Raw genomic sequence first — 25,190 nt, 5'->3', positions numbered from 1 at the left:
TGGGTGCTGTCACCTTGTCGGTGGTGTGATCGTTTGATTGCGCGTCAGGCCGTGCGGGGGTCGTCGGCGGCTGGTTGCTCAGACCGTCGCGGGCATGCCGGCGACGCCGGTGATCTGGTCCCAGATCGCGAAGCGGACGGTCATTTCGAGGCGGTGGCGGCGGGCGGTCATGAGGTGCCGTCCGGGTCTGAAGTGGGGTGAGATCCCGGTGAACGCGGCCAGGAACCGTTGCGCCCCACCCGGGCTGCGGAACCCTTTCATCGCGCGTTCCCGCTGCCTCGTTGGCTGGTGCGAGTTCTCCGCCCGGTTGTTCAAACCCTTGTGGGAACGGTGCTCCACCGAGGGCATCACTTCCCGGTGCGCCGCCCCGTACGACTTCAGCTTGTCGGTGACGACCACCCGGGGCACCTGCCCGGTGGAGGTGAGGAGCCGACGGAAGAAACGCCTGGCCGCAGCCTTGTCACGGCGATTCTGCACCAGGATGTCGAGGACGTTCCCGTCGGCGTCCACAGCCCGCCACAAGTACTTCCGCACCCCGCCGATCTTGACGAAGACCTCGTCCAAGTGCCACTTGTCGCCGGGCTGCGGGCGCCGCCGGCGCAACGCGTTGGCGTAGACCTGGCTGAACTTCAGACACCACCGGCGGATTGTCTCGTAGGAGACGACCACGCCCCGCTCGAGCATCATCTCCTCCACCTCACGGAAGGAGAGCGGGAACCGGAAGTACAGCCACACACAGTGCGAAATGATCTCCACCGGGTAACGGTGATTCGCATACGACGGCATGCTCGACGACACGAATCAGGCCCCTCTCCGGACGGACAACCCGAAGATCATCTCACCCTGCCCGACAACGTGACAGTGCCCTCTCGCCTGACGATGCGATCCGGGGCGCCCACCGAAAGAACTACTGACGCGTCCATGCCATGCATCGCTTACGTGACAGTGCTGTCAAGTCAACCCGATTCACCCGACCGAACTACAATCACGGCCCGCCTCCCCCAATACGCACTCACAAACCACCATCATACAAAAACAACAACCGGAACAACCAAGGAGAAGCAGAATGCGCTACACACGCGCCACACTCGCAGCCGCCACAGCCCTCCTCGCAATCACCGGACTCGGATTCAGCACCACCGCACAAGCTGACAATCACGACAAAGACCACAGAAACATCTGCATCATCGAAGTTAAAGGAAACCACAATCACAACGCCTGCGGAAGCATTAAATACGGCGAAAATGCAACCACCGGAAGCGGACACTCCGTGCGCACCGGCCTCGGGAATGTGGACGGTGACCTGACTTATCAGGTCTACAATGATTTCGGTGCCCAAATCGAAATCACCTGCTTCCCTTCAATCAATTGCAAGACTCTTACGGGCAGTCAATTTATCGATACTGAACTCGGGGATGGCGGCTCAGTGACCGTGGTACTCGCAGACGGGGCTGGTACCATCGAAGCCGTCCAAAATCCGTGGACAGGCCCTGGCGGCCCCGGAACTGCTCCCCAGGCACTATTCTTGGCCCTCCCCGGCACTGGAAACAGCTGCTACTCCCAAGCCAATGGAATGAATTGCAAGAGCACTTCGGCAGCAGTATGTTTCACAAAAGCTGCCACCCGCTCCTGCCCTCCCACGTTCAGCGGGACAAATCTGCAGCGCCGAAATGGCACCACGACGAGTGAGGGCCAGGGCTAATTCATAGTCGTGTTGATCATGCTGCGGTGCAGGTCAGGGGTACTGTACTGATCTTTGATGCCGTGTTTGATGATCTGGGCAGGTTCGGTATGCCGGGTGTATGGGGACTCGAACTCGTGCGTCGTTGAGCCCAGTTGATTTGGAGCGGCGACGTTTGCAGGCGGCTGATTTATTCGAACAGGGGATGCGGCAGAGCAAGGTCGCCCAGATGCTCGGGGTGACGCCGCAGGCGGTCAGCCTGTGGCGGCGGGCCTGGGCTGAGGGCGGCCGTCGGGCCCTGCTGTCCAGGGGGCCGGGCGGCAGTTCGTATCTGAGCGCGGAGCAGGAGCGGGAGCTGGAGGGTCTTCTGCGGGCGGGGCCGACGGCGTACGGCTGGGAGGATCAGCGGTGGACCCTGGCCCGGGTCGGGGTCCTGATCGAGGAGCGGTTCAAGGTCCGCTACGAGGTCTCCGGGGTGTGGCGGCTGTTGGACCGTCTGGGCTGGTCGTGGCAGGTGCCGAAGGTGCGGGCCGTGGAGCGTAGCGAGGAGGCGATTGCCGCATGGCGCACGGAGACGTGGCCGGCGGCCTCCCATCCGCGCAGGTCACAGCCACAGGCGGGTGGGTCTGCTTCGAGGACGAGGCCGGAGCCTGGCTGAACGGGCCCATCCGCCGCACCTGGGGCAAGGCCGGGCAGACCCCGGTGCTACGGCTGTCCGGGAAACGCAACGACAAGATCAGCATGGTCGCGTGGATCTGCTTCAAGGAGGGCACGGAGCCCCGGATGATCTATGCGGTCAAGCCGTCGGGCGGCTACACGAAGAAGGACTTCCCACGCTTCCTCGCCCTGCTCCACCGCCGGCTGGACGGCCCGGTCACCCTCGTCTGGGACAACTACTCCAGCCACATCAGCAAACACGTGAAACAGTACGCACAGCGACAGGACTGGCTCACGATCATCCAGATGCCCTCCTACGCACCCGAGCTGAACCCCGTCGAACTCCTCTGGGCGCACGCCAAGGAGAAGATCGCGAACCGGGCCTTCCGTTCGATTAGCGAACTCCACCGAGCCGTGAAGAGGGCCCTGCGCTACATCCAGCGCCACCCCGAACTCCTCATCGGATTCCTGGCCGGGACCGGCCTCGAACTCACCCCACCCGCATCAAGCCCGTAGTCAAAGATCAGTAGTCCGAGGAGGTCGAGCGGGCGGGTGAACGGGGTGTAGGAGGTCTCGCGGAGTCCGGCGGCGATGTTGTGGTGGCCGGTGTCGCGGAGGGTGTTGATCGCGAGGTTGCGCAGGGTGGCCATGTTCGCGGGTCCGTGGCCGGTGCGGATCTTGGAGGCGTCCTCGGCGAAGGTGGTGTCCCTGACGTGGTGGACGGCTTCGATGCCCCATTGGGCTCGGGCGATACGGCCGATGAGCTGGGGTGATGCCTGGGACGACGTCATGCTGGTGATGGCGTGGATGGTCTGGCGGGTGACGCGGCCGGTCTTCAGGTCGGTGTGAGGTGCCGCAGGATCTTCACGGCCTGGACGACGTGAGGGGGCACTGTCACGTTGTCGGGCAGGGTGAGATGATCTTCGGGTTGTCCGTCCGGAGAGGGGCCTGATTCGTGTCGTCGAGCATGCCGTCGTATGCGAATCACCGTTACCCGGTGGAGATCATTTCGCACTGTGTGTGGCTGTACTTCCGGTTCCCGCTCTCCTTCCGTGAGGTGGAGGAGATGATGCTCGAGCGGGGCGTGGTCGTCTCCTACGAGACAATCCGCCGGTGGTGTCTGAAGTTCGGCCAGGTCTACGCCAACGCGTTGCGCCGGCGGCGCCCGCAGCCCGGCGACAAGTGGCACTTGGACGAGGTCTTCGTCAAGATCGGCGGGGTGCGGAAGGGCGTTGTCAGGTTGAGTGGGGGTGTCGCTCGGTGGGATGATCATCTGTCTGGTCGGGGTTGCTGGAGGGGCTGCTCGTGGAGACGGTGTCGTACCGGGGTTTCCGCTTCCCGCCGGAGATCATCAGCCACTGCGTGTGGCTGTACCACCGCTTCGGTCTGAGTCTGCGTGAGGTCGAGGAGCTGATGCTCGAGCGGGGCGTCGAGGTGTCTTACGAGACGGTCCACCAGTGGACCCGCCGGTTCGGCCCCGCCTACGCCGGCGCGCTGCGCCGGCGCCGCCCGCAGCCGGGCGACAAATGGCACCTGGACGAGGTCTTCGTCAAGATCAACAAGGTGCAGAAGTACTTGTGGCGTGCCGTCGACCAGGACGGGAACGTCCTCGACATCCTGCTGCAGAACCGCCGCGACGAGGCCGCGGCCAGGCGTTTCCTCCGGAAACTGATGAAGAAGACCCGCTCGGTGCCCAGAGTGATCATCACCGACAAGCTCCGCTCCTACGGAGCCGCCCACCGCATGGTGATGCCCTCGGTGGACCACCGCTCCCACAAGGGACTCAACAACCGGGCCGAGAACTCACATCAGCCGACGAGGCAGCGGGAACGCGCGATGAAGGGGTTCCGTTCCGTCGGCGCAGCCCAACGGTTCCTGGCCGCGTTCAGCGGCATCTCACCCCACTTCAGACCCCGACGCCACCTCCTCACCGCCACCGGCTACCGCACCGAAATGATCACCCGCTTCGCCATCTGGGACCAGATCACCGCCACCGCAGGCCTGCCCGCGGCCACCTGAAACAGACACCACTACCACGGCCAGACACGTCCCGAACCAGAAGATGCCCCCGAGAATCACTCAACCTGACAACGCCCGAGCCCGACATGCGCGGGGACCCGATGTCGCCACTGCGATGGACGACTAAGTCCACCCGCAGACTCGCCGACCAGCTCACCAGGCAGGGCCACCGCATCTCGGCGGATACCGTCGCCGACCTGCTGCGGGAAGAGGGATTCAGCCTCCAGGCCAACGCCAAGACCCTCGAGGGCGCCCAGCATCCCGACCGGGATGCCCAGTTCCACTACATCAACGACCGGGCCAAGGAGCACGGGCCTTGACCCCTGATTTTGCACACACGAGACACTGGATCCTGAGGATCTGAGAACGGACATCTCGTGGTCATGAAGAACTACCCGCCGGAGTTCAAGGCGGACGCGGTCGCGCTGTACGAGTCGCGGCCGGAGGCGACGATAACGTCGGTCGCCGCCGATCTGGGGATCAACCCGGAGACGCTGCGGAACTGGGTCCGGGCGGCCGGAGCGAGTCGGCCCCGCGGACGCCGGACGCAGGAACCGGCCCAGCCGCCGGCCCCGCTGGAGGCAGAGAACGCAGCTCTGCGGAAGAAGGTCCGTGAGCTGGAAGAGGAACGCGAGATCCTGCGGAAAGCGGCGAAGTATTTCGCCGGGGAGACGCGCTGGTGAACCGCTTCCAGTGCGTCGCCGACCATCAGCGCCGCTACGGCGTGAAGCGGCTCTGCAGCATCCTTGGTGTCAGCCGCTCGAGCTTCTACTACTGGCGCCGGACAGCCACGGGCCGGGCCGCCCGGCAGGCAGCCGACGCGAGGCTCACCGTCCGGATACGGGCCGTGCACAAGGAATCGGACGGCACTTACGGAGCCCCGAGGATCACCGCCGAGCTCCGCGAGACGAGCGGAGAAGCGGTGAACCACAAGCGGGTCGCCAGACTCATGCGGGCGTCCGGGATCGAAGGAGTCCGGTTGCGCCGCCGGCACCGCACCACCGTCCCCGACCCGACCGCGGCCAAGGCGCCGGACCTGATCGGCCGCGACTTCACCGCCGAAATCCCGAACACGAAGTACGTCGGCGACATCACCTACCTGCCCATCGACGGCGGGAAGTTCTGCTACCTGGCGACCGTCATCGACCTCGCCTCGAGCCGGTTGGCCGGCTGGGCGATCGCCGGCCACATGCGCGCGGACCTCGTCACCGACGCCCTGGCCGCAGCGATCCGCACGCGCGGCAGCCTTGCCGGATCGATCATGCACACCGACCACGGAGCCCAGTACACGAGCAGGGCATTCGCCGAAGCCTGCAGGTCAGCAGGGGTCCGGCGAAGCATGAGCGCGGTCGGGTCCAGCGCGGACAACGCACTCGCCGAGTCCTTCAACGCGACCTTCAAACGCGAAACCCTGCAGGGACGAAAGAGCTGGCCAGACGAGTGCGAAGCCCGACTCGACGCCTTCCGATGGCTGACCCGATACAACACCCGACGCCGACACTCCCGCCTCGGACAACGATCACCGATCGCCTTCGAAAACGCCCTCCACCTCACACCAACTACGCTGACACCAGCCGCATAACCCGTGTTCAGGATTCGGGGTCAAGGCCCCAGGACCTGGTGAAGGCCAAGGTCATGCCGGTCGACGCGGCACGCTCTCTGGGCAAGCTGGCACGAGACCTAGGGTGGAGCAGCGCGGAGCAGTTGGTGTGGTGGTGGGGCGAACAGGAGCAGCTCACTGCGGCCTTCGCCGAGCGGTCGGCCGTCCGAAAGGCCGCCAAAGCGCCTGCTGCAAAGCGGCCGGAGCGTGTGGCAGCCGTACCCGGGCAGGCACACCCGGGCGACGACACCAGCGAAGCAGAGGGCCTGACGCCGCCCAAGCTCACGATGTTCCCGTACACGGACGGTGCCGAAGCGGCCGGTCACTTGATCCGCAAGATGCCGTCGACGGAGTTCGCCAAGATGCTTGCCGTACTGAACAGGCACGCTGAGAGCCAAGAGGCCGTTCCGGCAGGCTGACCAAAGTTCCACGAGAAGACCCCCGTACGCCACTGCGTACGGGGGTCTTCTCGTGGTGCGGGCCTTCGACTTCGGGCTGGGGCGTCAGGTGCTGTGCACTCCGAGGAGGACAACCAGGCCCACGACCATGCCGACGAGTGCGATGTAGAGGGTCGGGACGATGCCGGCGCAAGCGGCGCCGCGGCGGAGCCGGTCGGTCCAGTGGGACGCGGTCGAGTGGGGAAGGGCGGGCGGAGATGACTCCGGCCAGGAGCGCCAGGAGGAAACCGATGCCGCACAGCAGGGCTATGAGCGCCCAAGGGCACTGTCACATTATGAAAAATGTCGTGCACACGGCATGCCTACGCCACGCGTCGATAACGTGACAGTGCCGCCCGGCGCCGGTGTGCCGCACTTCGTGCGTGAGGCACACCGGCGCCGGGGCGTGGGCTACGAGACGCGGTAGCGCGGGTCCGCCGTTCCGTCGCCGATCTCGCTGCCCTGGTAGTCGGGCTCGTACGGCGGGACGGCCGTGGCCGGGTCGTCACGGAACTCCGCGAGGTCGCGGTTCACGTGCCAGGCGATCCGCTGGATCGTGCCGATCCCGTACGACATCGTGGGGTCCTCGTCGGTCAGGACCGCCATCTGGTAGAGGTCACCCGGTTCTGTGAAGATTCCGAGGCTGTGCACGCGCCAGCCGCGCGTGACGCGCTGCAGCCAGCCGTTCTTGACGTGGACCTTGACGCCCGGAGGCGCACCGAACGGGGTGCCCCAGCGCTGCGAGGGCTCGACTTCGCTCATCAGTCGCAACCCGTAGGCCTTGTTCTGCGGGGAGAGCACGGCACCGTTGACGGTGTAGACGTCGAGCTGACGCATCTCGTCGTGGGCGGTCACCTGGGTGAGGCCCCAGTTTCCCTCGGGGTCCAGGGTGGTGTCGTTCATCCCGGACCTGCGCAGCGTGTATTGGATGAACGGCGCACCGAGGCTGGTGTACAGATCGGTGGCCGCCTGGTTGTCAGACTGGGTGATCATGGACTTCAGGCTGCTCTCCTCCCACGTGGCCAGGGGTCGTTGCTCCTCCTGGGCCCGGAGCAGCGTGGCGGTCATGATGGTTACCTTCACGATGCTGGCGGCGTCGTAGTGCACGTTGGGCCGGAAGGCGCACGACAGCCCCGACTCCTTGTCCCACACGGTGAAGGAGACGGTGGACTTGCGTCCTGCGAGGGCTTTGGCGATGTCGTGGTTGAGACGGTCGGCGAGCTCTTGGTGGCCCTTGGCCGTGCAGTAGCGGGAGCTCTGTGACTGACTGGCCGACGGGGCGGATCGCGTCGTCGGTGTCGCATGGGCAGTGGCGGGGGCGAGGGCGGTGAGGGCCACGGACGAGGTCAGCAGTGCGGCCAGTGCCTTGACCGTGTGGGTGGGCGTGAACTGGGGCATGGGATGGGGGTTCCTTTGCGGCGGGGGAGAGCGGTCGGCGTCAGGTCGTGGGGCCGGAGGCGACGGCGACCGCGTAGGGCGCCCACAACCCAGATCCGACGGAGGTCTGCTCCCCGCTGTTCGCGTCCACGCGGAACACTTTGTTCTGGTTGAAGTCAGCGATGTATACGTCGCAGTCGGGGGTGACCGCCACCCCGGTGGGGAATTGCAGCCCTGTGCCCACCGTGCTCTGGGCCCCGCCCCCGCTCGGAACACGGCGTACCGCGGAGTTGTAGGGGTCCGCCACCAGGAGGTCGCCATCGGGACAAACCGCCACACCACCGGGGTCGGCAAGTCCGGTGACCGGGACAGTGGCTACAGGGCCGCCACCTGGCGGGATCTTGACGACGCGGTTGTTGTACGGGTCGTTGGCGTAGACGTTGCCGGCCTGGTCGAGGGCGACAGAGGTAGGATTGCTCAGACCTCCCACGACGACCGTCTGCTTGCCGCCGGGCGCTACTTTCACCACTCGGCCGTGGCCGGTGTCGGCGATGAAGACGTTGCCCGAACCGTCGACGGCGACGCCATAGGGGTACTCCAGTCCGCTGCCCACGGTTGTGGTACGGCGGCCGTCCTGGGACCTTTTGATCACGCGGTTGTGTCGGCTATCGGCGATGTAGAGGTTGTGTTGGCTGTCGAGAGCCACCCCGTAGGGGAGGTCGAGGTCCCGGCCGCCCACCGCGTGCTCGTGGGTCCCGTCGGGGTCCACCGCGAGTACGCGGTCGTTGAACGTGTCGGCGATGAAGACAGACGAAGCTCCGGCCCCGGGCTGTTCGGATGTGTGCCCCGCCGATTCCATGGTGGCGGCATGCGCGGGCACGGTGCCCACCGCCAGGGCGAGCGCAGCTACCACCATCGAGGCCCGTACTCGGGTCTTTCGGCGACGGCGGAGTGCCGTCTCGAACTGGACACCTTGCTCCATCACTTGGCTCCCTCCGGGCCGCAGGCACCTGCGTACCAGGGCGGCCGCATCCCAGGGGCACCACCGCGGAAGGGTGCTTCGGCGCCCGGACCGCCCCGTCCGGGACCGCCCGGCACAGGATGCGACGCCACCCCCGCCGGGCAACCGCGACCCGCCGAAGGACTCCAGTGGGAAGAGCAGGACGGGTTAACGAGGCACTGTCACGTTACTGACTTCGGCTTTTCAGGGTGAGGGTGGTGCGTCGAGGGTCAGGCCGGTGCCGGCTATGAAGCCGTCGAGGGTGTGGGGCCGGTATTGAAGGCGTTTGAGGCGGTTGCGGACGAGGGCTTCGAGGCGGTCGAGGGCCATGACGGCGAGGTTGGCGAGGCTGCGTTTGACGTGGGCCCATACCCACTCGACTGGGTTGAGTTCGGGTGAGTAGGCGGGCAACAGGAACACGGTCAGCCATTCACGCTCGGCGACGAAGTCGCGCATCCTGCGGGAGACGTGGGTGTTCAGCCGGTCCCAGACCAGCACGATCGGTGCCCTGACCAGCTGGTGGACTCCGTCGACGAGCGCGATGAAGTCCCGCTCGCTCATGCTGCGACGTGTTCCCTTGCCCGCGGGATGGGTCCGTAGGCGGTGACACGGCATTGTCACGTTGTCGGCGGCATGATCGTTTGATGGTGCGTCAGGGTGTGCCAGGGCCTGGACGGGGCTGGTTCAGGCCGCGGCCAGCAGGCTCGTGCTGCCGGTGACCTGGTTCCAGACGGTGAAGCGGATCATCATCTCGAAGCGGTGGCGGCCGGCGGTCATCAGATGCCGGTGGGGCCGGAAGTGGGGTGAGATCCCGGTGAACGCAGACAGGAACCTTTGCGCCCCGCCCGGGCTGCGGAATCCTTTCATCGCCCGTTCCCGCTGCCTCGTTGGCTGGTGGGAGTTCTCCGCCCGGTTGTTCAGGCCCTTGTGGGAGCGGTGCTCGACCGAGGGCATCACCTCACGGTGCGCGGCCCCGTACGAGCGGAGCTTGTCGGTGACGACCACCCGGGGCACCTGCCCGGTGGTGGTGAGGAGCCGGCGGAAGAAACGCCTGGCCGCGGCCTTGTCACGCCGGTTCTGGACCAGGATGTCCAGAACGTTGCCGTCGGCGTCGACGGCCCGCCACAAGTACTTCTGCACCCCGTTGACCTTGATAAAGACCTCGTCGAGGTGCCACTTGTCGCCGGGCTGCGGGCGCCGTCGGCGCAGCGCGTTCGCGTAGGTCTGGCCGAACTTCCGACACCAGCGGCGCACCGTCTCGTAGGAGACGACCACGCCCCGCTCGAGCATCATCTCCTCCACCTCACGGAAGGAGAGCGGGAAACGGAAGTACAGCCACACGCAGTGCGCGATGATCTCGGCCGGGTAGCGGTGATTCTTGTACGACGGCACCACAGACGACACGAGCCCCACCCCACCCCGGAAGACCCCAACCCGAAGATCATCCCAGACGCCCGGACAACGTGACAGCACCGGTACACGAGCTCGTTGCCACCGAACCAAACGACCTCATCGCCCGCTAGTGCTGTGACCGGAAAGGTTCGCCGGTTCCGCTGAGGAGTCACTTGCGTACTCTGCTGGGGCAGGAGGGTCTGTTGGTGATGGAGGAACAGTGACAGCACAGGCGGCGCAGGTGGCACGGCTACAGGTTCGGAACAACAGTGCCGAGCTGTTGGAGTTGGTCCTGGAGTGCTACGGGAGTGACCACTGGCTCCGTCCCGGTGAGACCTTTGTCGTCTGGACGGTCGGCTCCTCCGAAGGCGATCCCTGGCCGGGGACGACGCTCGGCAACGAGCCCTTCCAGGTGGACTACCGGCCAGGTTCTGTAACCGTGCATTTCAACGGCGTCCACAGTTATGTCACGGATGTCGCCGGCAACTAGATCGACTGCGGGCACCGGCGCCCGGCCGACGTCGAGACTGAGTGACCCTGGCGTCCGTGAAGGGTCAAACGGCAAGGGTTCGTTGTCGGCCGCGGGAGTCCGGCGGACGCGGCCCCCGTCCGGGCTCGGCCACTGCATCAGTTCGCAGGGCAGTCGTTTGCCTCAGGAGGCACGACTTCAAGTCGCACGGGCAACCTCTTAGAGACTTGAATGCCTCAGTTCGGGCGAAAAGCTCAGCGTGTACCGCCTCCCGTGCCCGCTGAAGCAAGTAAGGTAACTCGCATGACCGCCCCATACGACCCTTCAGACAGGGAAAAGGTAGTCGCGAAGCTGCCTCTGGCCCTGCGTCAGGAACTCAAAGTCCGTGCAGCCCAGCTCAGCGTGGGCATTCAGGACGCCGTTACCGAAGGCATCCACGCATGGCGGAGCAATCCGGATGCCGCCGTGGCCGTCGACACCACGGGCGGCCAGTCGTTCTCCACCTACCTCCCCACAGGGCTCTACGACGAGTTCAAGAAAGACTGCAAGGCCCGCTCCGTCCCCTACACCCAGGGCCTGGCCCAGTCGATCCGACTCTGGCTCGACAACCACCAGATGCCGACACTCATCCGCCCCGCACAAGTCCGCAGACTCGTCGTATGCAACCAGAAGGGCGGTGTCGGCAAGAGCGCCGTCAGCAACGGCCTTGCCCAGGCACTTGCTGAGGCCGGCGCCCGCGTATGCGTCATCGACTTCGACCCGCAGGGCCACCTCACCAGGCATCTGGGTCACACGCCCCTTGGCATCAAGGAGCCGAGCCTGGCCAAGTTCATGCTGGGCGAGGCAGAGGGAGACCTCTCAGACCTCCTCATTCCCATCGAGTACGACGCGTTCCTGGGACGTCTCTTCCTGCTCCCTGCCTGCAAGGACGCCTTTCTCCTCGATGCCAAGCTCGCCACCACCCGCAACGTCCGGGTCAAGGAGACGGCGCTGGAGAAGGCACTTGAGGAGTTGGAAAAGCAGTTCGACTACCTCGTGATCGACTGTCCTCCGAGCCTGGGCTACACGATGGACACCGCCCTGTACTACGGACGTACGCGCGACGGCGAGGACCCACAGGCTTCTGGGTTGGCCGTCATCGTCCAGGCCGAAGACACGTCCGCCGATGCCTATGACATGCTCCTGGAGCAGATCGAGGACATGGAGGACGACCTCGATGTCACGATCACTCAGCTCGGCTTCGTCGTGAACCTGTACGACTCCCGCAAGGGCTTCATCGCCACCTCGTCCCTGGAACAGTGGAGGGCCTTCGATCGGCCTCCCGTCCTCGTAGTCATCTCCGACCTGAAGGAACAGCGCGAGGCCGTCCGCCTCAAGCGCCCCCTCCTCGAGTACGCACCGGAATGCGAGCAGGCCATCTCCATGCGCGATCTCAAGAAGGCGCTGACCAAATGAGCAAGAAGGATCTTCTGGGCAGCGGCGCCTCGTTCTCCAGCGCACGCCGGCCGAGCGAGCGCAGCGAACGCGGCCGCGCCAAAGCCATGGCGCAGGGGGAGATCCCCGTGTACGAGCTAGCCAGGTTCAGGCTCGACCAGGTCTCCCCCACGCCGCTCAACCCCCGCCGGAACTTCGGTACCGCCGAAGAGCTCACCCGGTTCGGAGAAGAGCTGCGCCAGGCTCAGCTGGCGGCATGCGTCGCAGTGTCCCGGTCGGCCTACCTCGCACTGTGGCCCGACCACGAAGCTGCCATCGGGGCGGCCGAGTACGTCCTGATCAACGGGGAGCGGCGGTACCGAAGCGCCGCCCACGTAGGGCTCGAAGGCCTCGACTTTGTCGTACGTGACGAGCTGGCCCGGACTCGCGAGGACTTCATCGACCACCTCCTGGCGGAGAATCTCGAGCGTGAAGACTTCGATGTTGTCGAGCGGGCTCGCGGCGTCGCCCAGCTGGTAGCGATCTGCGCCGAGGCCAAGGAGTTCGGTTCGAAGTCTCGCGCTGCCGAGCGCCTTGGCAAGTCGCCCGCCTGGATCACACATCAGCTGGCCCTGCTGGAACTCCCAGACGAGATCCAGGCCATGCTCAGTTCGGGGGACATGCCTGAACGTGACGGGCGGGCACTGGCCCGCGCACTCAAGGACGACCCGTCCCTCAAGGCCGATGAGCTTCTCGCCCTGCTGCGGTCAACCAAGGAGAAGGAAGCTCAGGTCAAGGAAAAGCAGCACGCCATCCTGCAGGCGGCGGCCGAATCGGCGTCGGCGCCTGCCGCCCCCCACGTCGCGGTGGCTCTGCCCTCCCCCTCGCCCAGCAGCGAGCAGCCGGTCGCGGCAGGCACTTCAACCCTCGATCCTTTGACCGCGGTAAAAGGATCGGCTTCATCGCCCACGACTTCCATCAAGCAGCCCGAAGGCTCCACTGCGACCGCGACGGCTCCACGACCCCCCACAAATGAAACCCCGCCGAATGTCGTGCCGCGCCAGGCGGCAGAAGTGCAGACAGCACTCGCCGCAACTGGCGAAGTCGAGGTGCCAGCCGATGCGGAGGCGGAGGACGCCGGTTTCCTCGTCGACGTCCGAGCACTGCCCCGGGTCCCGTGGCATGACGGCGAGGCCGTAGCGCAGCTCCTCTTTCAGAAGATGGACCGGGAGCAGCTGGCAGTCCTCCTAGAGAAGCTCCTCGATGCACACACAGGAGACTGAAGCCTCCTCGTTCAGAGCGGACCTTTGACCGCGGTCAAAGGTCCGGTGGCCTCCTCCGCGCGACATCGCACTATGCCCCGAGATCCAGGGGAGCCCGTACCCCGCCATCCGCGGGGTACGGGCCTTCGTCGTTGCGGCAACATGCTCATGCATCTGTCTCAGCAAAGCGAACCTTTGACCGCGGTCAAAGGTTCCTCGTCGGTGAGCGATGTCCAAGTTGTTGACCGCGGTCAATAACTCCGCCGACCGGTGCGCCGTAGCCGTGCCGCGTCCCGCGGACGAAGCCGACCTCAGCCTGAGGCAGCACCTCGGTGCGACGGCGGCTGGCCAGACCGCCAACATCAGCCGAGTCCAGCCCCGTGCCGAACTCGAAGCCCTAGGTTTTGTCCGGCGGATCATGTGACCCCTGATCAAGCTGCGCGGGCGGATGGTCGACTGACCCGGACAACACTGCATCCCCAGCTGCCCGGAGGTGTCCGGTCAGCTGGGGCCTGCGGTGTTCACTGGCTGAGCTCCTCGCTCCCGGTACCCCCGTAGAAGTGGGTGCCCGGGTTTCGGTGTGTCAGGTGGTGCGGGTACGGACGAGGCCCACTGTCGTCACCTTCCTCTGCGGGGTGAACGCTGTTGGCGTAAAGCCAAACCCCTTCGCTGCCCCAACGCCGATCTCAGGGATCTGTTACACCTGTTGCGGATTACGAGCTGCCTGGTGCGACCGGGATCGGAAATCGCGGCGTGGAGAACAGTCATACCTGGCTGGCTTCGAGTTCAGCGATGACGACGAGCCAGCTCGTGACCGTGACGTCGTCGGGGCGGCTCTGGGCGTACGCCTCCTCAAGGATTGCCATCTGCTGTTCGTGGGAGAAGCCGGGGGGACGGGCGAAGACCGGAATGGACAGCCAGGCTTTCCGCTCTCCCAAAGTGGCGTGCTGGGCCGTGACTTCCGATTCCAGCAGCTTCAGCCCGGCGTTGGCCAAATGGCTGCTGACGATCTCGAGCGGCAGCTTGGGAGTGAGGCTGGCCGAGGGCGGGGTAGTGCCGTGGTCGCGGGCCGCGATCTGCTGGATCAGCGAGCCGAGCGAGGGACTGGTTGGCCCGGCCCGTCCATCAGGGTGGACCACTCCGGCGAAGGCCCCGCCGATGTTGAAGACGAACCGTCCGCCGGGTCGCAGGACGCGGCGGACGGCAGAGAACACGGCAGGGACGTCGGTCTTCCAGATGGCCGAGTTGCACACGACCGCGTCAACACCGTGTGCCGGTACATGCTCGGCCAGGTCCTCCGCGGGCGCGGTGACCCAGGACAGTCGGGGATCGTGGAGGGTGCGGCGGCCGACACGCTGCATGGCCAGGGCGTTGTCGAGGGAGATGACCTGGGCGTTGGGCGGGGCCAGGGCGAGGATGGCCTTGGAGGTTGCTCCCGTGCCGCCGCACAGGTCAACGATCAGGTGACTGTCGGTGAGGTGGGCCCGGGTGGCGAGGTCTCACGGTGCCGGGTGATTCCCTTAGCCCCGGCTCGGTGAGTTTTCCACCGCGGGCTCGGAGTGCTCGCTGAGGCTGCTGGCCGTGGCAGATGACGTCGCGGACTCTCGGGAGTTCCCGGGCCGGGAGTATCACCCGCCGGTCACGGCCCGAGCTCGTGAAGCGTTCGTGCCGCTTCCGGATGGCTTTGGCCGATGTCCCTGCCATGGGGGCGGTCAGGCGCTGGTGCGGCCGATCGCGGGTGGGGTCAAGGCCGCCGATAGGGTGTGGGGTTGAGAGTGAGAGGAACGGGTTCCCCCGCCGAGATGAATTCAGTACCTGCGACTACGGCACTGGCCGGCGCCAACGGCTCTGGCCGCAGGCGGCCGGTACGCTCCCGCGTTCGGCACGGAAGTCCCTCCTGCGCCAACTACGGGTGCACCCGGCCCGAGTGCAGGGCTGCGGCCCGACGCGACCGCGCCCGGCGTACCAGAGCCCTCCAGACAGGGCGTCCCGCCAGAATTCTCGCCTACGAAGCTGCGTCGCACGCCACCGTGTTGCGTGATGGCGGGTTGTCGGCCGGTGACATCGCGGAGATCTCGGGAGTGGCGGTCACGCTCGTCCGGCGTCTCCTGCGCCAGAGCCCGGAGCAGCAGCGGCCCATTCACCGCACCACCGCCGAAGCGATCCTGGGAGTACCCCTGGCCGGTCTCTCCAGACGTCGCCGCCATCCAGGGCTGGTGCCTTCGAGCCGAAGCGCCACGTGCTTGCAGGATCTTTCCGGGCGGGGCTGGCCCACCAGCTTCCTGGCGGGTGCTGTCACCTTGTTCGGCGGTCTGGGATGATCTTGGGGTTGTGGGTGTCCGGGAGGGGTGGGGTTCGTGTCGTCTGTGGTGCCGTCGTACAAGAATCACCGCTACCCGGTGGAGATCATCTCGCACTGCGTGTGGCTGTACTTCCGCTTCCCTCTCTCCTTCCGTGAGGTCGAGGAGATGATGCTCGAGCGGGGCGTGATCGTCTCCTACGAGACCATCCGCCGGTGGTGCCTGAAGTTCGGCCAGGCCTACGCCAAGGCGCTGCGCCGCAGGCGCCCACAGCCCGGCGATAAATGGCATCTCGACGAGGTCTTCATCAAGATCAACGGCGCGTCGAAGTACCTGTGGCGGGCCGTCGACCGGGACGGCAACGTCCTGGACATCCTGGTCCAGAGCCGGCGTGACAAGGCTGCGGCCAGGCGTTTCTTCCGCCGGCTCCTCACCTCCACCGGGCGGGTGCCCAGGGTGGTGGTCACCGACAAGCTGAAGTCGTACGGGGCCGCGCACCGCGAGGTGATGCCCTCGGTGGAGCACCGCTCCCATAAGGGATCCTGCTGGCCAAATGTCGTGTCCTGCGGTGAGGGCGGGCGGTTGGCATGGTGGTGGCCGGTTCTGTCGTTCCCGGCTGGTGGGGTGGGAGTCATGTCGTTGCTGCCGGAGCAGTGGCCCGAGGTCCCTGAGGTGACGGTGCGGGTCGCGCGGGCGGTGGCTGGTCGTGGGGCGCCGCCGTTGGCTATGCGGGTGCGGGATGAGCTGGGCGGGCTGTTCGCGGATGCCGAGTTCGCCGGGGCGTTCGGTCTGCGGGGCCGGCGGGGCTGGTCGCCGGGGCGGCTGGCGATGGTGACGGTGCTGCAGATGGCGGAGAACCTGACCGACCGCGCCGCCGCCCACCGGGTCCGGTTCGACCTGTCGTGGAAGTACTGCCTTGGCCTGGAGTTGGAGGACGTCGGCTTCGATGCCTCGGTGCTCTCGGAGTTCCGCACCCGGGTGGTCGAGCACGGCCTGGAGGAGCGGGTACTGGATCTGCTGCTGGCGGCATTGAAGGGCAAGGGCCTGGTCAAGGCTGGGGGTAAGCAGCGGACCGACTCCACCCACGTGCTGGCGGCGGTGCGGGACCTGAACCGCCTCGAGCTGTGCGGGGAGTCGGTGCGGGCCGCGCTGGAGGCGCTGTCCGCCGCGGCCCCGCACTGGGTGGCGCAGGCCGTGGACGTCCGTGGGTGGAACCGCCGCTACGGGCGGCGCATCGACGAGAGCTGGCGTCCCGCCAGCTCCAAAGCCAAGCGGGACGAACTCGTACTGGACTACGGCCGTGACGCGGTGGCCCTGCTGCGGGCGGTCCACAACCCTCACTCGCCCCTGTGGCTGCGCGAGCTGCCCGCGGTCCAGGTCCTGCGCCGGATCACTGTGCAGAACTACCTGGTCACCACCGGCGGCGACGGGCGGGAGGTGGTCAAGCGGCGGGAGGCGGACAAGGAGGGTCTCCCGCCCGGCAGACTGCGCCTGGCCTCGCCCTACGACCTCGACGCCCGCAACGGCACCAAGAACGCCCTACACTGGACCGGGTACAAACTGCACATCAGCGAGGTCTGCCAGCGGCCCCGGCCCGGCGGAGGGACCCCGCGGCCGGGACGCCGGGCGCGTCCGGACATCCCGAACGTGATCACACATGTCGCGACCACGGACGCGACCGTGCCCGATGTGAAGCTGGTCGAGCCCGTCCACCGGGCCCTCGCCGACCGGGGCCTGCTGCCCGCCGAGCACTACCTCGACTCCGGCTACGCAAGCGCGGAACTCCTCGCCGGGGCCCGGGCCGCCTTCGGGATCACCCTGGTCGCACCGCTCCTGGCGGGCACCTCCCGCCAGGACCGGGAGAACGCCGGTTACCAGCGCGAAGCCTTCACCATCGACTGGGACGCCGAGCAAGCCACCTGCCCCCAGGGCGCCACCAGCAGGTTCTGGAGCCCGGCCCGGCAACACGGCCGCGAAGGGATCGCGGTCCGCTTCGACGAGGCCGACTGCGGCCCCTGCCCGGTCAGAGCGGCATGCACCGACGCCACACGCCAGGGCCGCCAGCTCACCCTGCGCCCACGGGACCTGCAGGAACTGATCAACACGAACCACGCCGCCCAGCAGGACGCCGACTGGCAGACCACATACGCCCTGCGCGCCGGCGTCGAGGGCACCATCCGCCAGGCCACAGCCGTCACCGGTAACCGCAGGGCCCGCTATCGCGGCCTCGCGAAGACCCACCTCGAACACGTCTACTCCGCCGTCGCCCTCAACCTCATCCGCCTCGACGCCTGGTGGAACAACCAACCCCTCGACCACACCCGCACCAGTCACCTCGCGAGACTTGACCTCACCCTCACGGCCTGACTGCCCCCCACATTTGGCCAGCAGGATCCATAAGGGTTTGAACAACCGGGCGGAGAACTCGCACCAGCCAACGAGGCAGCGGGAACGGGCGATGAAAGGATTCCGCAGCATCGGCGGGGCGCAACGCTTCCTGGCCGCGTTCACCGGGATCTCACCCCACTTCCGAACCCACCGACATCTGATGACCGCCCGCCGCCACCGCCTCGAGATGACAGTCCGCTTCACCATCTGGGACCAGATCACCGGCGTCGCCGGCATGCCCGCGACGGTCTGAACCACGGCCCCTCCAGGCCCCGGCACACCCTGACACACCATCAAACGATCACGCCGCCGACAACGTGACAACGCCATAACGTGACAGCGCCCTCAATACCGCCATGTCCGTGATCGGCGACGCCTCGGAACGCGGCCGCCCCCACGCCTGGGGCGAGCTCCACACCTGCAGCCCTCCTGCTTCGTCGAGGCGCCCAACCTGGCCGCCCCCTGGTAGACCCCTGACCGCACTCGATTGAATCTCTGGCAGCGCTCAGCGACCAACAAATTGACTAAATGATTTAGTCATGCTGTTATCGAGGCATGCTGTATGAGACGCCTGCCCTGGATGCCGACGACCGCCGTGTCCTCGAGGAGATCGAGGTGATGCGGCAGAGCCTGCGTCATCAGTTGCGTGCCCAGCCCCGGTGGCAGGGGCAGCTGCGCCGCAACCTGACTGCTCGTGCGATCGCCGGCTCGAACACCATCGAGGGGTACGCCGCGACCGTCGACGATGTCGAGGCGCTGATGTCGGGTGAGGAGCCTTTGGACACGGAGGAACGCACGCGGGTGGAGCTCGAGGGCTACCAGCGGGCGATGACCTACATCCAGGCACTCTCGGATGCAGGACCGGACTTCCGGTACGACGCGGGGCTGCTCAACGGCCTGCACTTCATGCTGCAAGGCCACCATCTCGACAAGCGGCCGGGCCGCTGGCGCGACGGCGCGGTGTACGTGACCAGTCCCGATGACCCGCTCGTCCCCGCGTACACCGCACCCGACTCAGAGCAGGTGCCCGCCCTGACCGGCGAGCTGATCGACTGGCTCAACGACGGCGACCTGGACGCGCCCGTGCACGTACGGGCGTCCATGGCGCACCTGAACCTGGTGAACATCCATCCGTGGAAGGACGGCAACGGGCGCATGTCCCGGTCGCTGTCGACCCTGGTGTTCGCGCGGGAGGCCTTGATGCCGCCGGAGTTCTCCTCGATCGAGGAGTGGCTCGGGTACGGGCGCAATACGTACGGCTACTACAACGTGCTCCAGCAGGTCGGCGGCCCACGCTGGGAACCCGGGCGCGACACCCATCCGTGGATCCGTTTCTGCCTCGGTGCCCACCACCGCCAGGCCCAGGTCGCCCAGCGCCGTACCGACCTCCTCGCCCAGGCCTGGATCCGGCTCGGCGAGGAAGCCGAAGCCGACGGCCTGGACGAACGGGTCGTCTATGCCCTGCTTCCCGCCTTCTGGGGCTCGCGGGTACGGCGCACCGTGTACCAGCACGACGGTGAACTCTCCGACCAGCAGGCCATCCGGGATCTCCGGGACCTCGTGCGCCGGGGCTGGCTCGTTGCCCACGGTCAGACCAGGGGGCGGACCTACGGTGCCGGCCCGCGGATCGAACAGGTCCAGCAGAACGTACGCCAGTCCCTCGACCCCTATATCGACCCGTATCAGCGCCCCTAACCCGACGCCGTCAAGGTCCCACCGAGCGGATGCTCGCCCGACACTGCTGCAGGACGGCGGCGCGGGGGCAGCCCAGTTGTGCGCGGGTGCCGTGCTGCATGGCCAGTTCCAAAGTCTTGGCCCAGATCCTCTTCACGCCGGGCTCGGTCTTCCAGTAGAGCGTATCTGAAAGATCGTGTAAGTCCGTGATGTGGGAGCCTGGCCCGGGGTTCGGCCTCGGGCCTGCGGGCCAGGCGGATCGGACGAGTCATGGCAGACAAGACGGAACGTCGCCTCGGAGGTGGCGGCTGGCGACACGACGGTCGACGAGGTAGTCGAGCGGCTGCTCGAGAAGGCTGACGCCTCAGGAGCGGCCCTGCTCGGCGAGGGCGGGCTGCTCGCGGAGATCACCAAGGCCGTTCTCGAGCGGGCCCTGGAAACCGAGATGAGTGAACACCTCGGCTACGAACGTGGAGATTCCGCAGGTCACGGGTCGGGCAACTCCCGCAACGGGACCTCGCCCAAGACGGTCGTCACCGACGCCGGCGCGGTCACGCTGGCGGTGCCGCGGGACCGCAACGGCGACTTCGAACCGAGGCTGGTTCCCAAAGAACGCCCACCGCCTCGTGGGGTTCAACGACCGGATCCTCTCGCTCTACGCGTGCGGGATGAGCGTGCGCGACATCCGCTCCCACCTCGCGCAGATCTACGGGGTCGAGGTGAGCCCGGACCTGATCAGCAAGATTGAATCGCCCCGGGTTTGATGGAGACATCGAAGACCCGGAAGGATGCCGATCATGGCTGCTCCCCGTAGATACCCCGACGAGCTGCGTGAGCGTGCGACGCGTTTGGCGGTCGAGGCCCGTAAGGACCCTGCCGGCCGGGCCGGTGCGATCAAGCGGATCGCCGACAAGCTCGATGTGCACCCCGAGGCCCTGCGCGGCTGGGTCAAGCGCGCCGAGACCGACGAGGGACTCGTGCCCGGAATCACCAGCGCGGAGGCTGCCCGTATCGCGGAGCTGGAGCGGGAGGTGAAGGAGCTGCGGCGGGCGAACGCGATACTGAAGTCCGCGTCGGCTTTCTTCGCCGCGGAGCTGGACCGTCCACTGCGATGAAGGTCGCCTACATCGACCGGCACAAGAACCTGTTCGGCGTCCAGCCGATCTGCGACGTCCTCGCCGAGACGGACGCGCCGATCGCGCCGAGCACCTACTACGCAGCCGCGGGCCGTCCGCCCTCGGCCCGCAGCCTGCGCGACGAGCACCTCACCCAGGAGATACGCCGGATCCACGAGGCCAACTACAGCGTCTACGGGGCCCGCAAGGTCCACGCCGCCCTGGTCCGCGAAGGCCGTGAGGTGGCCCGCTGCACAGTCGAGCGCCTCATGCGCAAGGCCGGTCTGCGCGGGGTGATCCGGGCCAAGAGCCCGCGCACCACCCGGCCCGCTCCCGAGACCGACCGGCCCGCTGACCTGGTCGAGCGGCAGTTCACCGCCACCGCCCCCAACCAGCTGTGGGTCGCGGACATCACGTACATCAAGACGTTCTCCGGCTGGGTCTATGCCGCCTTCGTCATCGACGTCTTCTCCCGCATGGTCGTGGGCTGGCAGGTCGCCACCAGCCTCTACACCGACCTCGCCCTCGACGCCCTCGAGATGGCCATCTGGCGCCGCCGTTACACCGGCGCCGACCTCACCGGCCTCACACACCACTCCGACCGCGGCGTCCAAGGCGGATTCAACTGGTCGTCGCAACACCTCGTGATCGTGGAGGTGTGGGGTGGTTCGTCGTCAGCAGGCAGCGGACAGGGCGGTGCGTCCGAAGTTGAGGTCTCCGGGGCATCCGAAGTACCAGCGTCATGTCGAGGCGGCGTTCTGGACGGAGATCGCCAAGGGCCTTCTTGCCGAGGAGGCCGCGGCCGTCGTCGGCGTGGCGCCGGCGGTCGCGACGCGCTGGTACCGCCAGTGTGGCGGCATGCGACCGTTCGATCCGAAGCCGCCTTCGGGCAGATACCTGTCGTTTCGCGAGCGGGAAGAAAGCGCGCTTCTCAAAGCCCCGGGCAAAGGAGTGCGCGAGATCGCTCGAGATGTCGGTCGTGATCCTGGAACGATTTCCCGGGAACTGAGGCGCAACGCGGCCACGAGAGCCGGCAGGCGTGACTATCGGGCGTCCGTCACGGCAGCTGTAGTTCCGTCGTTTTCGCTGCTCAGGGGCTTGCCGGGGTGGGTGTGGGGGGTGAGGGCGGCCACCGCGATCATGAACGTTTGTGACGACGTATCAAGACGCGGTGGCCGTGGAGGCCACGGTAGCCGAGCAGGCATGGGGCGAGGCCTTCGGAAAGGCGATGAGGGCGGTCGCGGGCTGTTTCGTGCGGCGTGAGGCACGGGCGACGGCGGCGGAGCTGGTTACGGGTCTGTTGCTCGAGGTGGACACGCGGAACTGCTGGACTCTCGGGCAGGCGCTGGGACATCCAGGGCCGCACCGGTTGCAGCATCTGCTGTCCCGGGCCCGGTTCGACCATGACCTGGCCCGCAGGGAGATCGCTGGTCTGCTCGCCGGTGAACTCGCCGGGCAGGAAGTGGTGCTGGTGGTGGACGAGACGGGCGATGCGAAGTCGTCCACGGACTGCGTGGGGGCGGGCAGGCAGTACTCGGGGGCGATCGGTGGTGTGGGTCTGTGCCAGGTGGCGGTGCACTTGGCGGCGGTCACCACGACCATGAAGTTGATCCTTGACCGGGCCCTGTACCTGCCAGCGGACTGGGCCGCGGACGAGGAACGCCGCCAGGTGGCCGGGGTGCCGGCCGTCTTCGTGACGAAGCCACAGCAGGCACTGGCCATGGTCACCGACGGCTCGCCAGCGGGATCGCAGGGCGCTGGTTTGCGGGCGACGAGGTGTACTGCGGACGCGAACTGCGCCGGGGCATACGCGCACTGGGACTCGGCTACGCGGTCGGCATCCCGGCTTCGTACCAGGTAACCGACGGGGCCGGCCATCGTGGCCAGGCCCGCAAACTGATCAACAGGGTACGGCCCGGGCAGTGGATACGCCGACAGACCGGGCATGGCACCAAGGGCACCCGCGAGTACGACTGGGCCTGGCTCGACGTCCGCCCCGACGACACTCCCGACGAGAACGAGAACGAGAACGAGAACGGGACCGGGACCGGGACGAGTGTGCTGGTCGCGCGGCGACACCGCTACACCGGCGGGTGCTGTCACGTTGTTGGTGGTGTGATCGTTTGATTGCGCGTCAGGCCATGCGGGGGGGGCGCTGTCACGTTGTCGGTGGTGTGATTGTTTGATGGCGCGTCAGGGTGTGCCGAGGTCTTCCGTGGCCCGCTGCTCAGGCCGTGGCGGGCAGGCTGGCGACGCCGGTGATGTGGTTCCAGATGGTAAAGCGGACGGTCATCTCGAAGCGGTACCGGCCGGCGCTCATCAGGTGCCGGTGGGGCCGGAAGTGGGGTGAGATCCCGGTGAACGCGGACAGGAACCGCTGCGCTCCGCCGGGGCTGCGGAAGCCTTTCATCGCGCGTTCGCGTTGCCGGGTGGGCTGGTGTGAGTTCTCCGCCCGGTTGTTCAAGCCTTTGTGTGCACGGTGCTCGACCGAGGGCATCACCTCGCGGTGCGCGGCGCCGTAGGACTTGAGCTTGTCGGTGACGACCACCCGGGGCACCTGCCCGGTGGTGGTGAGGAGCCGGCGGAAGAAACGCGTGGCCGCAGCCTTGTCACGACGGCTCTGGACCAGGATGTCCAGGACGTTGCCGTCGGCGTCCACGGCCCGCCACAGGTACTTCTGCTCCCCGCGGATCTTGATGAAGACCTCGTCCAGGTGCCATTTGTCGCCCGGTTTCGGCCGCCTGCGGCGCAGGCTGTTCGCATACGCCTGCCCGAACTTCAGGCACCACCGGCGGATCGTCTCGTAGGAGACGACCACGCCCCGCTCGAGCATCATCTCCTCCACCTCCCGGTAGCTGAGGGGGAAGCGGAAGTACAGCCACACGCAGTGCGAAATGATCTCCACCGGGTAGCGGTGATTCGCGTACGACGGCACCCCAGATGACACGAACGGATCCCCTCCCCGGACGGACACCCCGAAGATCATCCCAGACCGCCACCGACAACGTGACAATGCCCTCCGGACTAGTTCGGGGTTCCGCTTCGCTCCACCCGAACGGCCTGCTCCGCAGGCCTGGGTGACCCCGTTTCACGGGGTCCGGGCCTACCGCCCGAAGGGTCTGCAGAGGCAGGATGGGCGAAGTTCAGTTATTCGGATTTCACCCCGAATTTCTGACGGGCCGCATTGACTGCCCCGGGGCTTTTGATGTTGTTGTTGATATTGATGTTGTTGAACATGGGCAGGACACCGCTCAGATTGATGGGCAGGATTGACCCGCCGCCACCGTTTCCGCCGCCATTACACTCGGGGCTTGTGTCCTGCAGAGTAACGCTGCTCGTAGCGGCGTCCTCTGCGATGGTGCCGTCTTCACTCAGCATCGCCACCCGGACGGTGTTGGTGACAGTGCCACATGCGTCGTCAGCCACCTGAACCGCCAGGATGATCTCCGCGGTCTGGCCCGGTGCCAAGGTGGCACCGTTGCAGTCCACTCCTGTCAACTCCGGAGTGAAGCTGCAGTTCGGGAAACCCGAGAAGCTTGACTGCGCGGGAATGAAGAGCTGATTCGGGCCGAGCTCATCTTGCAGCGCCGCATCCACAGAGCTCTCATTTCCGGCGTTGGTGACCCTGATCCGGTAGATGTTGCTATTGACGCCCGCATCTCCCGGCATTCCTGGACTGAATGCAGCCACCGGCTCCTTTGTGACCTGCGGCACAGCCTGGGCATTTGCAGCCCCTGCCACGAACACTTGAGCAGCTACGCAGACGCTCAAACTCGCAGCCAAAACAACGCCTCGGCGAATTTCCATAAGGATCAGGGACTCACTCTCTCGGGCGACACCTGCAGGGTTTCTCTTCCCTCAACGATCCATCACCGGTCTGGTAGTCGCCGTGCGACGGAGTTCGCTTGATTGGAGCAAAGACAGTCGTTAATATTTGAGTCGAAACTCTTTGGTTTCCTGGTTTGTTGGGTGTGTGTGGCGGGTTCGGGTGATGGGCGGCGGTTGTCGACGACCGCGCAGTGAAGCGGACTCTCATTTCGAGGCGGTACCGGCTGGCGGTCATGAGGTGTCGGTGGGGTCTGAAGTGGGGTGACTGTCTGTTTGAGTACCTCGGTGGTCACGGGGACGGCTGCTCGGGCGGCCAAACGAGGCTGAGGTGACCCCCACCGGGCCCGTGCGGCATCGGCGGTCAACTCGTGGGGCCGGCCGATCTCTTCCCAGGTCGCACCCGCTGCCCGGTCCGCGATGACCGAGACGCGCACCAGCTCGCTGGCCAAGGCTGCGATGTCGGCGGCGGCGACGCTGTGCAGCCCGGGAGCCGCGTGCTTGCTGTCGATCGCGTCGGCCAGGACCAGCTCCAGGGCCTCGCACCGGCGGCGGACCTCCCCTCCGATCTGGAACAGGGC

21 protein-coding genes and 9 pseudogenes are annotated in these 25,190 nt (G+C 66.6%); 20 read left to right on the top strand and 10 right to left on the bottom strand.

From position 1 onward, the window contains the following. Positions 1 to 78 precede the first annotated feature (78 nt). Positions 79 to 786, bottom strand: a complete 708-nt coding sequence (locus OG435_RS47515; protein ID WP_266888007.1) for an IS6 family transposase — start codon at positions 784 to 786, stop codon at positions 79 to 81. A 280-nt stretch (positions 787 to 1,066) separates the two neighbouring features. On the opposite strand from OG435_RS47515, the gene OG435_RS47510 reads away from it, so the two are divergent. From OG435_RS47510 to OG435_RS47500, 3 genes are all read left to right on the top strand, one after another. Next, positions 1,067 to 1,702: a hypothetical protein gene (locus tag OG435_RS47510; protein WP_266887895.1), complete on the top strand. Its 636-nt coding sequence runs from the start codon at positions 1,067 to 1,069 to the stop codon at positions 1,700 to 1,702. A gap of 100 nt (positions 1,703 to 1,802) precedes the next feature. After that, positions 1,803 to 2,339, top strand: coding sequence for a winged helix-turn-helix domain-containing protein (locus OG435_RS47505; protein WP_266887893.1), 537 nt, complete (start codon positions 1,803 to 1,805; stop codon positions 2,337 to 2,339). Beyond that, a complete protein-coding gene (locus OG435_RS47500; protein ID WP_266887891.1) occupies positions 2,243 to 2,854 on the top strand; it encodes an IS630 family transposase in 612 nt (203 codons plus the stop codon). Before OG435_RS47505 ends, OG435_RS47500 begins: the two co-directional genes overlap by 97 nt. Here the strand turns inward: OG435_RS47500 and OG435_RS47495 are convergent. Further along, positions 2,770 to 3,291, bottom strand: a complete 522-nt coding sequence (locus OG435_RS47495) for a hypothetical protein (protein WP_323188052.1) — start codon at positions 3,289 to 3,291, stop codon at positions 2,770 to 2,772. The two genes, OG435_RS47500 and OG435_RS47495, sit on opposite strands and share 85 nt — an antisense overlap. A gap of 14 nt (positions 3,292 to 3,305) precedes the next feature. Between OG435_RS47495 and OG435_RS47490 the strand changes: the two are divergent. The 5 genes and pseudogenes from OG435_RS47490 to OG435_RS47470 all read left to right on the top strand — a co-directional run. Next, positions 3,306 to 3,557 (top strand): annotated as a pseudogene (locus OG435_RS47490) (IS6 family transposase); the annotation flags it as partial. Positions 3,558 to 3,643: 86 nt separating this feature from the next. Then, positions 3,644 to 4,357 (top strand): IS6 family transposase, encoded by a 714-nt coding sequence (locus OG435_RS47485; RefSeq protein WP_266887886.1) that lies wholly within the window; start codon positions 3,644 to 3,646, stop codon positions 4,355 to 4,357. Positions 4,358 to 4,422: 65 nt separating this feature from the next. Next, positions 4,423 to 4,668, top strand: a pseudogene (locus OG435_RS47480) (ISAzo13-like element transposase-related protein); the annotation flags it as partial. Between the two features lie 66 nt (positions 4,669 to 4,734). Beyond that, a protein-coding gene (locus OG435_RS47475) for an IS3 family transposase (protein WP_266875513.1) occupies positions 4,735 to 5,939 on the top strand; the annotation gives its coding sequence in 2 pieces (ribosomal slippage) (positions 4,735 to 5,026 and positions 5,026 to 5,939; 1,206 coding nt in all). 38 nt (positions 5,940 to 5,977) lie between these two features. Continuing rightward, the gene (locus OG435_RS47470) at positions 5,978 to 6,376 is read left to right on the top strand and encodes a hypothetical protein (protein WP_266887884.1); all 399 of its coding nucleotides are present in this window, start codon (positions 5,978 to 5,980) and stop codon (positions 6,374 to 6,376) included. 429 nt (positions 6,377 to 6,805) lie between these two features. Here the strand turns inward: OG435_RS47470 and OG435_RS47465 are convergent, their stop codons facing one another. The 4 genes and pseudogenes from OG435_RS47465 to OG435_RS47450 all read right to left on the bottom strand — a co-directional run bounded on the left by OG435_RS47465 (position 6,806) and on the right by OG435_RS47450 (position 10,175). Then, positions 6,806 to 7,792 carry a serine hydrolase gene (locus OG435_RS47465; RefSeq protein WP_266887882.1) on the bottom strand — a complete coding sequence of 329 codons (987 nt, stop codon included), beginning with the start codon at positions 7,790 to 7,792 and terminating at the stop codon, positions 6,806 to 6,808. A 40-nt stretch (positions 7,793 to 7,832) separates the two neighbouring features. Then, positions 7,833 to 8,753, bottom strand: coding sequence for an NHL repeat-containing protein (locus tag OG435_RS47460; RefSeq protein WP_266887880.1), 921 nt, complete (start codon positions 8,751 to 8,753; stop codon positions 7,833 to 7,835). Between the two features lie 222 nt (positions 8,754 to 8,975). Next, positions 8,976 to 9,389: pseudogene (locus tag OG435_RS47455) on the bottom strand (transposase); the annotation flags it as partial. A 66-nt stretch (positions 9,390 to 9,455) separates the two neighbouring features. Continuing rightward, positions 9,456 to 10,175 (bottom strand): IS6 family transposase, encoded by a 720-nt coding sequence (locus OG435_RS47450; protein ID WP_266887876.1) that lies wholly within the window; start codon positions 10,173 to 10,175, stop codon positions 9,456 to 9,458. 208 nt (positions 10,176 to 10,383) lie between these two features. On the opposite strand from OG435_RS47450, the gene OG435_RS47445 reads away from it, so the two are divergent. The 3 genes from OG435_RS47445 to OG435_RS47435 all read left to right on the top strand — a co-directional run bounded on the left by OG435_RS47445 (position 10,384) and on the right by OG435_RS47435 (position 13,328). After that, positions 10,384 to 10,653 carry a hypothetical protein gene (locus tag OG435_RS47445; RefSeq protein WP_266887874.1) on the top strand — a complete coding sequence of 90 codons (270 nt, stop codon included), beginning with the start codon at positions 10,384 to 10,386 and terminating at the stop codon, positions 10,651 to 10,653. Positions 10,654 to 10,935: 282 nt separating this feature from the next. Beyond that, positions 10,936 to 12,087 (top strand): ParA family protein, encoded by a 1,152-nt coding sequence (locus tag OG435_RS47440; RefSeq protein ID WP_266887872.1) that lies wholly within the window; start codon positions 10,936 to 10,938, stop codon positions 12,085 to 12,087. Continuing rightward, on the top strand, positions 12,084 to 13,328 hold the full coding sequence (locus OG435_RS47435; RefSeq protein ID WP_266887870.1) for a ParB/RepB/Spo0J family partition protein: 1,245 nt from the start codon (positions 12,084 to 12,086) through the stop codon (positions 13,326 to 13,328). The genes OG435_RS47440 and OG435_RS47435 overlap by 4 nt, the downstream gene beginning before the upstream one ends. 743 nt (positions 13,329 to 14,071) lie before the next feature. On the opposite strand, the gene OG435_RS47430 is transcribed toward OG435_RS47435, so the two are convergent. Then, positions 14,072 to 14,767, bottom strand: a complete 696-nt coding sequence (locus OG435_RS47430; RefSeq protein WP_266888006.1) for a class I SAM-dependent methyltransferase — start codon at positions 14,765 to 14,767, stop codon at positions 14,072 to 14,074. Between the two features lie 897 nt (positions 14,768 to 15,664). Here OG435_RS47430 and OG435_RS47425 point away from each other — a divergent pair. From OG435_RS47425 to OG435_RS47385, 9 genes and pseudogenes are all read left to right on the top strand, one after another. Next, positions 15,665 to 16,147: pseudogene (locus tag OG435_RS47425) on the top strand (IS6 family transposase); the annotation flags it as partial. A gap of 93 nt (positions 16,148 to 16,240) precedes the next feature. Further along, positions 16,241 to 17,974 carry an IS1182 family transposase gene (locus OG435_RS47420; RefSeq protein ID WP_266875295.1) on the top strand — a complete coding sequence of 578 codons (1,734 nt, stop codon included), beginning with the start codon at positions 16,241 to 16,243 and terminating at the stop codon, positions 17,972 to 17,974. Between the two features lie 22 nt (positions 17,975 to 17,996). Continuing rightward, positions 17,997 to 18,248 (top strand): annotated as a pseudogene (locus OG435_RS47415) (DDE-type integrase/transposase/recombinase); the annotation flags it as partial. Between the two features lie 302 nt (positions 18,249 to 18,550). Further along, positions 18,551 to 19,690 carry a Fic family protein gene (locus OG435_RS47410; RefSeq protein ID WP_266887868.1) on the top strand — a complete coding sequence of 380 codons (1,140 nt, stop codon included), beginning with the start codon at positions 18,551 to 18,553 and terminating at the stop codon, positions 19,688 to 19,690. Between the two features lie 280 nt (positions 19,691 to 19,970). Continuing rightward, positions 19,971 to 20,415, top strand: a pseudogene (locus OG435_RS47405) (transposase); the annotation flags it as partial. Between the two features lie 51 nt (positions 20,416 to 20,466). Then, positions 20,467 to 20,784: a transposase gene (locus tag OG435_RS47400; protein ID WP_266887866.1), complete on the top strand. Its 318-nt coding sequence runs from the start codon at positions 20,467 to 20,469 to the stop codon at positions 20,782 to 20,784. Continuing rightward, positions 20,781 to 21,386 (top strand): annotated as a pseudogene (locus OG435_RS47395) (IS3 family transposase); the annotation flags it as partial. The gene OG435_RS47400 and the pseudogene OG435_RS47395, both read left to right, overlap by 4 nt. A gap of 61 nt (positions 21,387 to 21,447) precedes the next feature. Next, positions 21,448 to 21,843 (top strand): annotated as a pseudogene (locus tag OG435_RS47390) (helix-turn-helix domain-containing protein); the annotation flags it as partial. Between the two features lie 91 nt (positions 21,844 to 21,934). Next, complete coding sequence (locus OG435_RS47385) at positions 21,935 to 22,645, top strand: IS701 family transposase (protein ID WP_266887864.1); 711 nt, start codon at positions 21,935 to 21,937, stop codon at positions 22,643 to 22,645. A gap of 366 nt (positions 22,646 to 23,011) precedes the next feature. Here the strand turns inward: OG435_RS47385 and OG435_RS47380 are convergent, their stop codons facing one another. The 3 genes and pseudogenes from OG435_RS47380 to OG435_RS50875 all read right to left on the bottom strand — a co-directional run. Continuing rightward, on the bottom strand, positions 23,012 to 23,770 hold the full coding sequence (locus tag OG435_RS47380; RefSeq protein ID WP_430625865.1) for an IS6 family transposase: 759 nt from the start codon (positions 23,768 to 23,770) through the stop codon (positions 23,012 to 23,014). Positions 23,771 to 23,931: 161 nt separating this feature from the next. Beyond that, positions 23,932 to 24,474 (bottom strand): hypothetical protein, encoded by a 543-nt coding sequence (locus tag OG435_RS47375; protein ID WP_266887861.1) that lies wholly within the window; start codon positions 24,472 to 24,474, stop codon positions 23,932 to 23,934. 304 nt (positions 24,475 to 24,778) lie between these two features. Then, a pseudogene (locus OG435_RS50875) lies at positions 24,779 to 24,877 on the bottom strand (IS6 family transposase); the annotation flags it as partial. Positions 24,878 to 25,190 lie beyond the last annotated feature (313 nt).

It is taken from the genome of Streptomyces sp. NBC_01264 (genome assembly GCF_026340675.1).
GTDB lineage: Bacteria > Actinomycetota > Actinomycetes > Streptomycetales > Streptomycetaceae > Streptomyces.
The sequence above is the reverse complement of the archived record's forward strand: the minus strand, read 5'-3'. Positions and strand labels throughout refer to the sequence as shown.

Excerpts from the sequence above, each read along its gene's own strand:
- OG435_RS47465 (WP_266887882.1), bottom strand. The coding sequence starts at position 7,792 with ATGCCCCAGTTCACGCCCACCCACACGGTCAAGGCACTGGCCGCACTG.
- OG435_RS47505 (WP_266887893.1), top strand. The coding sequence starts at position 1,803 with ATGGGGACTCGAACTCGTGCGTCGTTGAGCCCAGTTGATTTGGAGCGG.
- OG435_RS47435 (WP_266887870.1), top strand. The coding sequence starts at position 12,084 with ATGAGCAAGAAGGATCTTCTGGGCAGCGGCGCCTCGTTCTCCAGCGCA.
- OG435_RS47410 (WP_266887868.1), top strand. The coding sequence starts at position 18,551 with ATGCTGTATGAGACGCCTGCCCTGGATGCCGACGACCGCCGTGTCCTC.
- OG435_RS47460 (WP_266887880.1), bottom strand. The coding sequence starts at position 8,753 with ATGGAGCAAGGTGTCCAGTTCGAGACGGCACTCCGCCGTCGCCGAAAG.
- OG435_RS47515 (WP_266888007.1), bottom strand. The coding sequence starts at position 786 with ATGCCGTCGTATGCGAATCACCGTTACCCGGTGGAGATCATTTCGCAC.
- OG435_RS47440 (WP_266887872.1), top strand. The coding sequence starts at position 10,936 with ATGACCGCCCCATACGACCCTTCAGACAGGGAAAAGGTAGTCGCGAAG.
- OG435_RS47380 (WP_430625865.1), bottom strand. The coding sequence starts at position 23,770 with ATGATCTTCGGGGTGTCCGTCCGGGGAGGGGATCCGTTCGTGTCATCT.
- OG435_RS47500 (WP_266887891.1), top strand. The coding sequence starts at position 2,243 with ATGGCGCACGGAGACGTGGCCGGCGGCCTCCCATCCGCGCAGGTCACA.
- OG435_RS47400 (WP_266887866.1), top strand. The coding sequence starts at position 20,467 with ATGGCTGCTCCCCGTAGATACCCCGACGAGCTGCGTGAGCGTGCGACG.
- OG435_RS47510 (WP_266887895.1), top strand. The coding sequence starts at position 1,067 with ATGCGCTACACACGCGCCACACTCGCAGCCGCCACAGCCCTCCTCGCA.
- OG435_RS47420 (WP_266875295.1), top strand. The coding sequence starts at position 16,241 with ATGTCGTTGCTGCCGGAGCAGTGGCCCGAGGTCCCTGAGGTGACGGTG.